The sequence below is a fragment of the Frankia sp. CcMO1 genome, assembly GCF_977945845.1.
In genome coordinates, this window is sequence record NZ_CDWTMG010000126.1 from 1 (window position 1) to 13,259 (window position 13,259).

The following is a 13,259-nucleotide window of genomic DNA, read 5'->3' on the forward strand; positions in this document are numbered from 1 at the left end:
GTGGTGAAGACGGCGGTCCAGAGTCGCAGCCAGGGCACTGCTCGGGGCCAGTGAGCGGGCAGGTGTAGGACGGGACGGCGTTGTGGGCGGGCCAGCCGGGCCGGGACGGTGATCAGGTAGGTGCGCAGGGTTGCCCCGCGGGCTTTCGCGTAGCGCCGCCGGTCACGGCGGCGGGCCGCTCGCAGCAGATTGTGGGTGATCGCGGCGAGCACGCACCAGGCGGCGTTGGCGGCGCCCGGAGGGCTGGTGGGCCCAGGGCCCGTCGATCAGGTCCGACCAGACGGTTTCGCAGATGGCGTGCTGGCGGTGGGTGATGTCCGCCGCAGCCACGGGTTCCTCGCTGTCGGTCAGGAACGGGTGGTAGCGCCAGACCGGGGAACAACGGGTCCTGTCCCTCGGGCTGGTTCGCGTCCAGTACCCGGCGCATGATCAGCCGGGCGGTGACCGGGTTCTTCGTGCTGGCGAACGCCGTGAATTCGCTGACCTCTGCGACCTGGGCGTCGGAGATCAGGTCCCCGGTGTCCGGGTCGGCCACCGCACCCGGGTAGCGCACCGGAATCCACGCGTCGTCACCGATGCTGCTGATCGCGGCGTCCAACTGCGCGTTCCTGGTCAGCGTCAGGGAGAACCCGGCGCCGGCCCGGCGGGCCGCAGCCACCACCAGGGAGTCGCCGAACGCCGCGTCACCGCGCACGAGGATGTTCGACGCACCGGCGGCCTTCGCGGTCTTCACCGCGTCGCTGACCATGGACGCGGCGCCTTTGGCCGAGTTGGCCTTTCCCGTCCGTAGCCGCACCCCGGGCCATCACCGGCGCCGCGACCGGCGTGGAGATCGTGGTCGCCAGCGGCGACTAGCCCTTCCGCAGGGTCGTCTTCCCGGCGATCTTCGTGTGCCCGAACGAAGCACCCTCCTTGGCGTGACCATAGACCGGACGCAGCAGCGAGTCGATGTCCACGAACGCCCGCTGCTCGATCCCGGCCAGCACCGGTGTCCGCTCCGCCAGGCCGACCAGGTGCCTGCGCAGCACCGCTGACAGTTGGCTGACATGCCCGTGGGTGAACTCCCGCATGAAGATCCCCAGCGTCGTGGCGGCGTAGACACCGCCGAAGACCTGCTTCATCCCACCCGAGCGGATCGCGTCTAGGTCATCGATGCTGTCGGCGCCGGTAGCCATCCCCGCAATGATCGAGGTCAGCTTCCCCACCGGGTTCGCCGCTCCTGTCCCGAGCGCACCCGTTCGTCCGCGAACCGGACGTGCTCGCCCAACAACCACGACAGCCCCGCCGCCTCGCCTAGCTCAAGCACCGGAACCAGGCCCGGGTGTGACACCAGATTCTCTTCATCGAACACCGCGCTGTCCGCGCGCCGCGCATGCGATCCTTGCACCGAAAGCGCCCTTCCGAACTGCGCCGCTCAGGTCCTAAACAAACCCGATCATCGCAGGTCAAAGGGCACTTTTCTCGTTCACCACGCCGTCAGTCAGCCGAGTCGATCCACGGATCGAGGCTAAGATCTCTTTCCGCCCGTAGCTGCGGGTTTGGGTTGGTCTTGAGTCCATCGGGCCGATCCCCGTTGAGGTGACGCAAGGCTGCCGCGTGCGCAGCCAGCCTTCCGGACGGGGATGCGTTCATGGTCGATCCACACAGGGTGCGAGACATTCTCCGTGGCCTGGACGGCGAATGGCAGTCGGCCGTCCTCACCCGTCTGGAACACGGCCCCATGCGGTCCGCCGACCTGCGCCGCGCCGTCTCCCCAGCTCTGGACTGGCGAAGCTTCATCAACACCGTCACCCGGCTCCAGGTCAAAGGCTTGATCCGACGACATACCTCGCCGGTGGCGACCGGCAGCCCGACGGCCGACATCCCGGCGACCGACGCGGGCGCTGGCGACGAGGACCTCACGGCAGCGGTCGCCATCCATGGGGAGGGGACCCGTGAGAGGGTCACGTACGAGCTGACGGGCGCCGGGCGCTCCGTACTCGCCCTCCTCGCCGAGGTCGAGGCGTGGGCCCGCAACAACCCGGACCACGCCGACCGGATCCGCCGACGCGAGCAGTAGGGGTCCGCCCAGCCAGGCCGCGGGAGGCGACGAGGGCGTAACGCTGGCTGGCCGCGCGAAGCGGCCCGGCGTGGACGGAGTTGCCGGCGCGCGTGAGCATGTCGCGACCCCTGTGGAGCCAGCGTCGCCGAGCGCCTGGAAGGGCGGACCCGACGGCGGGTTCTCCCTCGCACCGCCGGCCCCGCCCACATAGCGATCCAACGCGACGGAACCCATCCGACGGCAGATCCACTACAGGGGCCAACGCGGGGGCCAATCCGGATCCAGATCCCGGGACTGACCCGCGTTCGGATCGGACTGACACCTCGGTCGCTGCGCGCCCATGCGCGCACGATCTGCGGCGGATGATGCGCGGGCGAAGCCTTGGCGGACGTACGGACTTGAAGCCCGCCGCCACGTACGCTCCCCAGAGGGGTCCGAGAGATGGGAAGTGAGGGCGCGATCGAATGGAGGTGCCGCGGAATCAGCCCAAGGGTCACGGCGACGCGTCCTTCCTGGCTGGGAAGCGGGCGCGGATCGACGAGCCGCACGTGCGTCCGCTCAATGACCTCGCTCGCGCGATCGAGCAAGACACCGGGGCCGACGTCCCGTGGTTTGACCCGGACAGCGGTGGAGTGTCAGCACCGGCCCTGTTCCTGTATGAGGCACCGGGTGGCAAGGCGGGCAAAGCCAGGGGCAGTGGGATCGTCAGCGCGGACAACAACGACGAAACTGCTGCCACGACCTGGCGCTTGTACCGGGACTCAGGCATTGACCGATCGTTGATCCGCGCGTGGAACGTCGTGCCGTGGTACGTCGGCACCGCATGGAAGATTCGTGCCGCGACGACCGACGACGTGACCGCGGCCCAGCCATACCTCGCCCGCCTGCTGGACCTCCTGCCCGACCTGCGCGTTGTGGTGGCCGTCGGGAACACCGCGCGGGACGGATGGCTGCGGTTCCTGCTCCGAGACGAGGCGCGCCTCGTCCCCACGCTCTGGTGCCCGCATCCGAGCCCGCGCAATCTCAACACCCGCCCTGAATCACGGGACCACATCCTCGCCGCTTTCACACGCGTGGCCAGGATCTGCGAGCTGGATTGACCGGACGAGCTCTGACTCGGCCCATGTCGGCGCCATCTCCGGCAGCGCGGCTACATCTGCGCCAGCAGCCCGGGGAGGTTGCCCCTGAGCCAGCTTCGGCGTGGCGGTGTGTCGGGTTCCATCCGTGCAGGGAGAAGGGTTCGGGGCCGAGGCTGCCGGTGAGACCGGCGGCTTGGTAGGGGACGACGTCGGCGGGTGGGGCGTCGGGGCCGACCCAGACGAGTTCGGAGCACTTGTGGGATTCGGCGTTGATGGGGTCGCCGGTCCACGAGGTCGTTTCGAAGAAGAAGCCGATGCGGTCGTTGCCGGTGGGGTCGCCGCGGTGGATGGCGTGGACGGAGCGCAGCGCCCGGGGGTCGAGGTGGATTCCGATCTCTTCGTGGGCTTCGCGGATCGCGCCGTCGATGACGGATTCGCCGCGTTCCAGGTGGCCGCTGGGGAGGCAGAGGAGTCCGTTGCCGTAGGAGGTGTTGGCGCGCCGCAGCATCAGGACCCGCCCGTCCCGGCGGATCAGCAGGTGGACGTCCACGATGCTGCGGTGCCGCTCGTTCCTCGCCGGGCCTGACGATGTCATCCATTGCTCCTGTCCAAGGGCTTGCGGCCTGCTTCCACCGTCGGTCCGTCCGCCGGTGCCTCGCGCTCCGCCAGCCCAGGTCGGGGCGCGGATCGCTCCGCTGCCGGCCTCGGGAGCCCTTGGCGGGTGGCTCAGCGTGCAGTCCAGGCGACGCGTTGGCGAAGGGAGAGACCGGCTGGCATGTGCGCCAGGGGGTATCCGGCATCGTCCAGAACCCGGCCGATGACGTGCCCGGCGGACTGCAGGTCGGTCACCTTCTGCCGGTACGGGTCTGACCGTAGGTCGATCCGGTGTCGCGCGTGCAGGTAGATGACGAGGTCGTATGGCTGCCAGGCGCGGCACAAGGCTCGGGCGGCGGAGAGCGCGTCGTCGTGGCGTTCTGCCTGCGGCAGGAGCAGGTGCGCGTAGGCCAACGCGTTCGCCGCGGTCTTGTCGACGACCAGGAGTTGGTGACGGTGAGCGGCGCGGATCTGGCTGCTGATGGTTGCGGTGAGGACGTCGAGCTCCGCCGCGATATCGAAGCGGCCGACGTGGTGCAGGACGATGTCGGCGACGACGGGGCTGTCCCGCGCGGCGTCGCCGACGTAGCCGGCGTTGAGCCCGGCGGCTCGGTAGTGTGCGGTCAGGGCCATCGCCAGGGTGGTCTTGCCGGCGCTGTGAGTGCCTTCGATGGCGAGAACCCGGCAGCCGCGGATGCTCACCGAGCCGCCCACGCCGGACTGTCGGGCCTTGCGAGGACTGCGGTGAACTGAGGGTGGTTCAGCCAGCCGATGCCCGCTGGCAACTGCTCCAGGAGGAGCCGGTTGATGTCGACGGGTTGGTCCCGGTCGACGTCACCGGTGGTCTTCAGGGCGACGGTTCGCGTGCGCTGGACCGGGACGTGCACCACCGCCCACCCGACCGGCTGCGCCGGCGCATCCGGGGCGATCGCACTCGCCGGCCGCCGGTTCCCGGGGAATGCCGCCGCGGGCGGGAGTTGGAGCGCCACGCCCGTGAGCAGGTGTGTCGTGCGCCGGATTGGCCGGTGCGCGCTGCTGTAGGGCGCGGTGGGCCAGGTCAACGACGAGACCTCACGCATGGGAATCGGCCGCTCGCTGGCTCGCGTGGATACTCGCCCCGAAGTACTTCGCGACGTGGTTGTCCTTGAAGCGGTACCGCTCCCAGATGGCGCCGACGGGCTCGGTGAGGACGTTTCCCAAGGGCTCCCACAGGTCCGGGGCGTCGTAGACCGGCCAGGCGTGGGCGCTCCCTGTGGTTCCACCATGATCATGTGACCCTCGGTTCGCGGCATCCACTTCGTCATCCGAACCGCCGGGCGCCACCCGTGGACCGCGCAGCTCCTGCAACCGGCCGAAGGCGTCCTCGGCCTCGGCCTCCGTGATGAACTCGTCCTCGGGCAGGTCCAGCGCGTTGCCCTTGCGCAGCGGCAGGTCCAGCTTGAGCTTCCCGGCGTCCAGGACGTCGGCGATCTGCAGCGTGTACGCGAGCGCGTGAAGCGTCGACCGGTACACGACAGCCGACAACGACAGTGGCAGCCCGTGTTCCTGAAAGGCCCGGATCCCGGTCATCACCTGGTCGCAGTCGCCGCGGACCCGGTTGGTCGTGGCCCGCGGCCCCTCCATGCCCACGTTCACGAAGGCGATCTTCCCGGTCATCGCCGCCGCATGCTGGACGCCCCGGGTCGCGTTGGTAGGCACACCGATGATGAACCCGCCGGAGAACAGATCTACGAAGTTCCCGAAGTCGCGGCGAAGGAGCGGCTCGCCGCCGGAGAGGAACAGGCGAGGGACGCCGGCAAGGTTGTTCCGCATGCGCTCCAGATCGTCCAGGGTGGGGTCGGGAAGCTGAAGGATCTCCGAGCAGAACGAGCAATCGAAGTTGCACCGCTTGGTCATCTGCAGAATGACCGACAACAGGGCGGACAACCTCTGCGCAACGGCAGCCGCATCCACGCTGGGGTCGTTGAGAGTGAAGTGGTGCCCGGCCGTGAACGCCACCTGTGGCGCGACGGCGGCCTCGCCAGCCACGTCTGTGCGTCCGGGGATCTCAGGAATGCCGAGGTCTGTAGAAGGTGCCATCGTCGCTGTCCCTTCGACGTCGCGAGGAGGTCGGTGTCACTCCCGGACCCGGGGTCCACAGTCGGGGCGAACTCATGGCGGGAATCTCGGGCGCTGGTGGTCCCGGTTAGTACGATCACGGGCAACGCGGGCGCCGCAAAGACCTACCTGTGGGGAGATCTGTGGCCCCGGATCGCGATCACGGAGCCTGCTGTCCGGAACGACGGGTCGGCCTGACCGGAAGAAGCGGCCGAGCTTTGCGCCTACCTACGGAGATCGGCGAACGGCGTCCATCGTGCGGCGTGGTCATCGTGCTGGATGGAGCGCAGACGAGTGTCGAACTCCTCGCGGACGCCCGGCGCCGAAGCGAGCAGGGGTACGGCCGCGGCGACCATTTTCAGTTCGCGAGCCTCGCGTAGCAGCGGCCAGATGGGATCGGTGGTGACGTCGTAGCCGTAGGCGGCGGCGAGTTTCCCGTTGGCACCGACTCGGCCGAAGCGGATCTCGCCCACCGCGACAGCGACGAGGTCGACCTGCCACGGTCCGAGGCAGGTGGCGTCGAAATCGCACAGGACGACCTGCGCATCGGGGGCTCGCAGCAGGTTGCCTGCGTGCGCGTCTCCGTGCACGAGGCCAGTGCCGACCTCGCGGTTGAGGGCGTCGATCTGAGGTTGCAGGCGATCGCACCATTCGAGCAGGAACTCGCGGTCATCGTCGGGCAGGGCTTCGGCGTCCGCGAGGCGGGTTCGCGCGTCGCCCACCGGATCCCACACCGGCAGCGGCTGCCGAGGCACCCCGAGGTCGTGGAATCGGCGCAGCGCGGGGCCGAGGTCCTCGACAGTCGGCTGCGGCGGGCATGGGGGTAGGTAGATCCACGCCGTGGCGAGGAGCCCGTCGACCGGGATCGGTTGTGCATGGGCAGTGAGCCGGATGGCCGGCGCGTCGATGTCGGCGAACCACCGCGCGAGGTCGACGACCTTGCGGACACGCTCGTGCAATCCATGTGAGCGGGTGATCCGGATGACGACACCGGCGGTCGGCAGCGCGAAGACGGCGTTGTTGGTCAGCCGCAGCAACGTGGCGTCATCGCTGGGGACGTCGAGCTGGTCGGAGACCCTTCGCATGCAGCGGAACATCGCTGCTTCGCCGAATCGACCGCTCACGCGGCGGCAACCTTGATCGTGCTGACCTGCCTGCGGAAGTCGGACAGGTCGCTGTGGCGGGTGTCTGCCGGGATGTCCCGGACCAGGTTGCGGATGCGGTCCTGAATGCGGCGAGAGGTCAACTGGCGTCCGTGGGCGATGACGGCGGCACCGACCTCGATAGCGCGATCTGACTCGCCCGCAAGGGCGAGGGCGCTGCACAGGCCCACCTCATTGAGCACGGCGCTGCGGACGTCCTGCGGGCCAAAGGCGTTGATCGCCTGCTGCGTCCAGTCCACCGCTGCCTCGGCATGCCGAGGATCGGAGCGGGCCAGGTCGCGGTAAACCCGACCGTACTGAGCCAGCAGCTCGCCGCTGTCGTAGAAGCGCATCCAGTCCGGTTCCCGATCGGGGTTGATGCGCTCGAAATGATCACTGGCGTGGCGCAGGGCGGCGGTGGCCGCGGTGAAGTCGCCGAGTGCTGCGAGGGATGCCGCCTCCGCGCCGCAAAGCATGGCCCGAAGCGCGGGGGTGGCTCCGCTGGTGAGTTGCGCGCGGGCCAGGCGCAAGGTGTCGAGCGCGTCCTGGTTGTGCGTGAGGTGCTGGAACTGTCGTGCCTGGCAGTAGCGAATGCGCGCGGCCAGGCACAGATCGCCCGAGGTGACGGCTGCCCGCTCGGCTGATAGCCAGTGCCGACCGGCATCGCTGTGCCGTCCCGCGTCGAACGCGGTCCATCCGGCCAGTTGTCGAGCCGCGGCGACGGCGGCCGCGAGCTCCGACTGCCAGCGACCGGCGTCAGCCATGGCAAGCAGGGCGGAGGTTCCCTCTGCGAACTGGCCGACCTCGTCGCACAGCGCTCCACCGCCACGCTCGTAGTCCACCGATCGATACAGCGCGGTGACCGCGTCGATGCGGGCTACGTCGCCCATCCCGACCCGCCGGGACGCCGGTGCCTGGGTGAGGCCGAGGAGACCGCAGCCCGCGGCGACTGCGGCGATGGCCTTCAGCAGGTCGCGCCGGCTGCCGTCGGGCGTCGAGCCGATCGCCAGCGCAATTGGCTCCGGTACCGTCGCCGAGGCGTCCCGGGGCGTGGTCGCAGGAACTCGGTCGCTGCGGTTGACGTAGAAGCCGAGGTCCGACTCGCGGGAGACCCTGAGGACACGGCACAACGCCTCGCGCCGTGGTCGGCTGGGCCACCGGTGCTTGCCACGTTCCAGCTTTCCGATGTAGTTGGCGTTCATCGTGGCGTCGGCCGGGTGATCCTCAGCCATCAAGGCATTGGCCTGGTCAGCCAGTTCCTGCCGGGACATCGGCCGCCCCGCGCCGGACGGCGATGCGGTGCGCAGCCGTGCAGCGCGCAGCCGATCGTTGGGGTGGCTTCGTACGGCTGCCACGGCAACCCTCCCGTCGCTGTGTGTGTCATTCCAGCACGGTCCGCCTGCTCAGTTGACCGACGCGTGCGGCGTCCCGCAAGTCTCCCCCCCAAATCTCCCCTCAGATGCATCTTCCCAGGCTGGTCGAGCATCCGTGATCATTGACCCACCGCCGGCATGGAGCCCAATCAAAGCCAGCTACCTCGGGGAGGTCTGCGCCGTGAGCATCGCGGCAGCGACGGCCTGGCGGACGGACCACGGCGAGTGGCGCCTCCCCGCGGACGGACACGAGCTGGCGCCCATCGGCACCATGATTCGTCGAGCCCGGGAGGGCCTCGGGCTGTCGCAGTACACCTTGGCCGGGCGCCTGCACGAGATCTCGAACGACGATGCGATCACCCGCGAACACGTAAGCCGGTGGGAGAGAGGCGAGCGCATCCCGCGCCCGTACTGGCGCAGCCACCTGAGCGAGGCACTGCACGTTCCACGGCAAGCTCTCGATCAGGGCGCGGCGATCGCGCAATCACGGCGCAGGACGACCGCCGATGGCGAGGGCGCGCCGCCAGACTCGCGGACTCCCTTCCGGCCATATGAAGGTCCTGGCCGTGACCAGGCGATCCCCCCACGGGTGGGCGAGGCAGATCATCGAGTTGTGCGGACGGGGGCGTGGTCGCGCACACTGGTTGAGACCTTCGACCTGTGGGACGGGCTGATGCGACGGCGGGACCTGCTGATCGGTGCCGGGGCGGCTGCGGCCGGCCTGAGTCTCGGCGCCGACCTCGACCTTGCGGCGATTGCCGCAGCCGGGGGTGGCCGACTCGATCCGGACACGTTGGCCGCGCATGCGGACCTGCATGCCGCGCACGGGCGGATCGACAACCTGCATGGATCGGTCGCCGTACACGCGCCGGCGACGGCGCACCACCGCCAGCTGCTGGCCTGGTACCCCCGCCTGACCACCGACGCCGAGCGCCACCAGCTCGCCGGGCTGCTGGCCGTCACCGGCGGGTTCCTCGGCTGGCTCAGCTTCGACCTCGGCCGCTACGGAGAGGCCGCGACCTGGTTCCGGCAGGCCGCGGGGCTCGCGGCCGACGTCGGCGACACCAGCCTCTGCGCGAACAACACCGGGCAGGCCAGCCGCGCTCTCGCCCACGCAGGGCTGCGCGAGGACGCGCTCCGGCTCGCGGACGCCGCGATCGCCGTCGCCGGGACGGCCGCTCACCCGGCCGTGCGGTCCTGGCTGCACGGTGTCCGCGCTCATCATCACGCGCAGGCCGGTAACCGGCAGGCGTGCCTCGCCGACCTGCGCACGGCGTCCGCCCTCCTGGAGTCGGTCGAGGACGACAAGCCCGGCTATATCGGCTACCTGGATCACGCCGAGATCCAGAAATGGACCGGGCACTCCCTGGTCACCCTTGGCGCTGACCACGGTGACGCCGGCCTCCTCCGCAGCGGCCGGGACGCCATCAGCGACGCGAACGTCCACTGGCGACCCGCCATGGTGCGCGGGCGTGCGGAAGTCATCGCCACGCACGCCCGAGCAGCCCTCGCCACCGGCGACATCGACGAGGCCGCAGCCAGGACCTGGGACGCCTACTGCATCGCGAAGCAGACCGGTTCCCTCCGCAACCAGCAGCCCGCGCGAGCCCTCCACCGCACCCTGACCGCGCACAATGGCAGCAGCCCCGCGGTTCGCGAACTCACCCAGCGTGTCGCGGCGAGCTAGCCGCAACCGCACCAGACGTCTGATCACCATCCGTGTACATGCCGTCACGGAAGTTGCCTGACGTTGCTTTCAGTACGGGGTGGCGGTGTAGGACAAAGCCCTCGGACGGCGCAGACCGCCCCGAGGATGACCTCTCCTGACGAGGGAGTGCCGCCGTGACGCTGAACGCCTCCGCGCTCGTGGGACTGTGCGCCGCGCTCGCCCTGTCCGCGAGCGCCGGCTGCGGCGGAGACGACGCCGACCTCGGCCCGCCCCCCGCCACCACAACACCCACCGCGACCCCCTCGACGACGTCCACAGGCGCCGCGGCCGAAACGGCGGCCTTGGATGCCTACCGCGGGATGTGGCAGGACATGGTCGTTGCCGCCCGGACGTCGGACTACCGGTCGCCGCTGCTCGCGCGCCACGCGACGGGCGCCGCCCTGCGGCAGATCGTGAACAGCCTCTACGCCGACCAGCAGAACGGAGTGGTCACCAGAGGTCAGCCGGTGCTCAACCCTCGGGTGGGCGAAGCCGACCTGGAGGCACAGCCTGCGCGAGTGGTCGTCGAGGACTGTGCCGACAGCCGGAACTGGTTGCAGTACAAGAAGTCCGGCGAGCAGGCCGACGACGAACCCGGGGGCAACCGGCACATCAGCGCCGACGTCCGGGACGAGGGCGGCCGATGGAAGGTGGTCGACTTCCGGGTCAGAGGGCTCGGCTCATGCTGACCCGAGCCGTCCTGGCGTCCGCGGCGCTGTGCTGCCTCGCCACGTGGGCCGCGGCTCCGGCGATGGGAGGCGACGGCTGGGCGAGCACCGAATGCCGCGACTCATCGAACAATCCTGGCTGCACCGTCTCCGCCGGAACCAGCCGCCGCGAGCAGAGCGGCTCCCAATCCGTTGACCTGCCTCGAGGGCGCACTGGCGGCCCACGGACGTGCACTGATGGGAACGGCAGCCGAGTGGCCTGCTCCATACCGGCCGTGGGGACGATGAGCGGCGGCGGGTGCTACGTGACCGCGGTCAGCGGCCCACCCGGCCTGCCGGTGGATGCCTTCGTTTCCGGCACGAGTACGGGCTCCGGGTCGTGGCTGCTGCGCACCTGCCCGAGCGAGTCGGGTTGGACGACGGCGTGGGTGCCCGGTGATGGTGGAGCTCAGGCCGCGGCCGTGTCCGCGCCGCCGCCTCCGGTGGTGGTCGCCCGCCAGGCGGTGGACCAGCTCGCCCTGCCGCGGCCGGAGATCGGAGTGAGTCCCGTTGGCGAGCAGCTGGTGTCGCTGCCGACCTGGCTCTGGATCGAGCCGGGGCTCTGGTCGCCGAGGTCGGCAACGGCGTCGGTGCCTGGTGTGTCGGTGACGGCGACGGCGACACCGGGGAAGGTGACCTGGTCGATGGGTGACGGCTCGTCGGTGGTGTGCCTGGGTCCGGGCACGCCGTTCTCGTCCGGCGGGGATCCGCAGCGGGAGTCACCGGATTGCGGGTACACGTATCGCCGGTCGTCGGCGGGACAGCCGGGTGAGGCGTTCCCCGTGACGGCGACGATCTCGTGGGAGATCTCGTGGTCCGGCAATGGGGAGGCGGGCACGCTGCCTGCGCTGGAGACAGCGGCTTCGGCGGCCTTCCGGGTGGCGGAGTCGCAGGCGCTGGTGCGGTCACGCGGGGGCTGAGCGGCGAGCGGCCGTCCGGCTCACGGCGCCACCGCTGGCGCGACCACTACTGACCTTTCGATCGTTGGGAGTCGTTCGTGGCTACCTCTTTGCCTTCGACACCGCAGGCGCGCTCCGCCTCGCGGGGTGAGCCCCACCCGCGGCCGTCGTTGACACCGTCAGGTGTCAGGGTCGGCCCGGGTTCGCGCGCGGCGGACCGGGGCGAGGCGCCGTGGCTGGCGTCGGCGCGACGGACGCGGGTTCCGTTCCTGGCCCTGGGGGTGGTGCTGATCCTGGCAGGGGCGGCGGCGTTCTTCATCGGGTCGTTGCGGGCCTCGGGCCGGGTACCTGTCCTGGTGCTCGCCACGGACGTGAACGCCGGGCAGGTGATCACCCGCGCGGACCTGCGGGTTTCCCCGGTCGCGGCCGGTGGCGACGTGGAGACGGTACCGGCGGACGACCTGTCCGAGGTGGTCGGGCGAACGATGGCGGTACCCCGGCGCGCGGGCGCGCTGCTGTCGCCCGCCGATGTCGGGGCCTCGCGTTTCCCGCCCGGCGGGCAGGCGGTGGCATCGGTCGCGGTGAAGGCGGGGGGCTTCCCGCCCGGTCTGGAGCCGGGGTCGGCGGTGGCGGTGCTGGTGACGCCCGGCCGGGCGACCGGCGGAGCCGACCCCGGAGCCGGCGGCGGGACTGCGGCGGGGGACAAGGCGCCGCGGTCCACCTGGCTGACGGGTCAGGTGGTGTCGGTGTCACCGGATCCGTCCGGTGGCGGGACGACGGTGATCTCGCTGCTGATGGACGAGAACGAGGCATCCGTGGTCAGCGCTGCCGCGGAGGGGACGGTCAGCGTGATGCAGGTGTCGGCGCCGTCCACGACCGGCACCGGCGGGTGAGGGCGTCATGTTGCTGGTCCTGACGTCCGCCAAGGGCGCTCCCGGCGTGACGACGACCGGGTTGGCGCTAGCGGCAGCGTGGCCTTCCCAGCAGAGCCCGGTGGTCCTGGAACTCGACCCGGGCGGCGGCGACCTCATCGCGGATTTCGGCCTGGACGCCGAGCCGGGGCTGATGAGCCTGGCCGCAGCCGCTCGTCGCGAGCACCAGCCATGGTTGGTCCGCGAGCACGCGCAGCAACTGCCCGGCGGACTGCTGGTGGTCCCTGCCCCCTCCGGAGCGGAGCAGGCCGCCACCGCGGTCGACGTCCTGCTGTCATCGGCCCGCTGGGAGGCGATGCGCCAGCCGCCCACCCGGAGCGAGGATCCCGGCGCGGAGAGCCCGGACAGTCCGGCGCACGCGGAGCGGGGCGTGTTGATCGTTGACGCCGGTCGGCTGCCCACCCGGCTCTCGCAGGGTGACGGGTTGGCCCGGCTGCTGCGGGTGGCCGACGTCGTGCTGGCGGTGACCCGCAACGACCCACGCGGGCTGGTCCACACCGCGGCACGGCTGGACCAGCTCGCCGCCCTCACGGGGCCGGGGCGCCGGGTGTGGCTGCTGGTGGTGAACGCCGGGCAGTACCCGGCCGAAGAGATCACGCGGGGATTGGGTGTGCCGGTTGCCGGGGTGCTTCCGGTCGATGCCCGCGCCGCTCGGGCACTGTCCGGCCTGCCGGTGCGCCGCCCGGT

General features: G+C 70.6%; 13 protein-coding genes and 1 pseudogene. 7 read left to right on the plus strand and 7 right to left on the minus strand.

The genetic code is table 11. From position 1 onward, the window contains the following. Positions 1-1,387 (minus strand): annotated as a pseudogene (locus AC08OU_RS15275) (IS1380 family transposase); the annotation flags it as partial. Positions 1,388-1,630: 243 nt separating this feature from the next. Here AC08OU_RS15275 and AC08OU_RS15280 point away from each other — a divergent pair. Both AC08OU_RS15280 and AC08OU_RS15285 read left to right on the plus strand, forming a co-directional pair. Continuing rightward, complete coding sequence (locus AC08OU_RS15280) at positions 1,631-2,059, plus strand: hypothetical protein (RefSeq protein ID WP_476605171.1); 429 nt, start codon at positions 1,631-1,633, stop codon at positions 2,057-2,059. Positions 2,060-2,505: 446 nt separating this feature from the next. Then, positions 2,506-3,141 (plus strand): uracil-DNA glycosylase, encoded by a 636-nt coding sequence (locus AC08OU_RS15285; protein WP_476605172.1) that lies wholly within the window; start codon positions 2,506-2,508, stop codon positions 3,139-3,141. Here AC08OU_RS15285 and AC08OU_RS15290 read toward each other — a convergent pair. The 6 genes from AC08OU_RS15290 to AC08OU_RS15315 all read right to left on the minus strand — a co-directional run bounded on the left by AC08OU_RS15290 (position 3,107) and on the right by AC08OU_RS15315 (position 8,308). Then, positions 3,107-3,715, minus strand: a complete 609-nt coding sequence (locus AC08OU_RS15290; protein WP_476605173.1) for an NUDIX hydrolase — start codon at positions 3,713-3,715, stop codon at positions 3,107-3,109. The two genes, AC08OU_RS15285 and AC08OU_RS15290, sit on opposite strands and share 35 nt — an antisense overlap. A gap of 131 nt (positions 3,716-3,846) precedes the next feature. Further along, a complete protein-coding gene (locus tag AC08OU_RS15295) occupies positions 3,847-4,428 on the minus strand; it encodes an AAA family ATPase (protein ID WP_476605174.1) in 582 nt (193 codons plus the stop codon). Further along, positions 4,413-4,793, minus strand: a complete 381-nt coding sequence (locus AC08OU_RS15300; protein WP_476605175.1) for a hypothetical protein — start codon at positions 4,791-4,793, stop codon at positions 4,413-4,415. The genes AC08OU_RS15295 and AC08OU_RS15300 overlap by 16 nt, the downstream gene beginning before the upstream one ends. Beyond that, a complete protein-coding gene (locus tag AC08OU_RS15305; protein ID WP_476605176.1) occupies positions 4,786-5,742 on the minus strand; it encodes a radical SAM protein in 957 nt (318 codons plus the stop codon). Before AC08OU_RS15305 ends, AC08OU_RS15300 begins: the two co-directional genes overlap by 8 nt. Positions 5,743-6,035: 293 nt before the next feature. Next, positions 6,036-6,935, minus strand: a complete 900-nt coding sequence (locus AC08OU_RS15310; RefSeq protein ID WP_476605177.1) for a phosphotransferase family protein — start codon at positions 6,933-6,935, stop codon at positions 6,036-6,038. Beyond that, the gene (locus tag AC08OU_RS15315) at positions 6,932-8,308 is read right to left on the minus strand and encodes a helix-turn-helix domain-containing protein (protein WP_476605178.1); all 1,377 of its coding nucleotides are present in this window, start codon (positions 8,306-8,308) and stop codon (positions 6,932-6,934) included. The genes AC08OU_RS15310 and AC08OU_RS15315 overlap by 4 nt, the downstream gene beginning before the upstream one ends. Before the next feature lie 199 nt (positions 8,309-8,507). Between AC08OU_RS15315 and AC08OU_RS15320 the strand changes: the two genes are divergently transcribed. The 5 genes from AC08OU_RS15320 to AC08OU_RS15340 form a co-directional block, all read left to right on the plus strand. Further along, on the plus strand, positions 8,508-10,013 hold the full coding sequence (locus tag AC08OU_RS15320; RefSeq protein WP_476605179.1) for a helix-turn-helix domain-containing protein: 1,506 nt from the start codon (positions 8,508-8,510) through the stop codon (positions 10,011-10,013). Positions 10,014-10,168: 155 nt separating this feature from the next. Then, positions 10,169-10,723, plus strand: a complete 555-nt coding sequence (locus tag AC08OU_RS15325; RefSeq protein ID WP_476605180.1) for a hypothetical protein — start codon at positions 10,169-10,171, stop codon at positions 10,721-10,723. Positions 10,724-10,986: 263 nt separating this feature from the next. Continuing rightward, a complete protein-coding gene (locus AC08OU_RS15330) occupies positions 10,987-11,661 on the plus strand; it encodes a hypothetical protein (protein ID WP_476605181.1) in 675 nt (224 codons plus the stop codon). 77 nt (positions 11,662-11,738) lie between these two features. Further along, positions 11,739-12,533, plus strand: coding sequence for an SAF domain-containing protein (locus AC08OU_RS15335; RefSeq protein ID WP_476605182.1), 795 nt, complete (start codon positions 11,739-11,741; stop codon positions 12,531-12,533). Positions 12,534-12,540: 7 nt separating this feature from the next. Beyond that, a partial coding sequence (locus AC08OU_RS15340; RefSeq protein ID WP_476605183.1) for a CpaE/TadZ family protein occupies positions 12,541-13,259 on the plus strand: 719 nt, incomplete at its 3' end.

Coding starts and splice junctions, on each gene's coding strand:
- AC08OU_RS15300 (WP_476605175.1), bottom strand. CDS start 4,793: ATGCGTGAGGTCTCGTCGTTGACCTGGCCCACCGCGCCCTACAGCAGC.
- AC08OU_RS15280 (WP_476605171.1), top strand. CDS start 1,631: ATGGTCGATCCACACAGGGTGCGAGACATTCTCCGTGGCCTGGACGGC.
- AC08OU_RS15285 (WP_476605172.1), top strand. CDS start 2,506: ATGGAGGTGCCGCGGAATCAGCCCAAGGGTCACGGCGACGCGTCCTTC.
- AC08OU_RS15290 (WP_476605173.1), bottom strand. CDS start 3,715: ATGACATCGTCAGGCCCGGCGAGGAACGAGCGGCACCGCAGCATCGTG.
- AC08OU_RS15330 (WP_476605181.1), top strand. CDS start 10,987: ATGAGCGGCGGCGGGTGCTACGTGACCGCGGTCAGCGGCCCACCCGGC.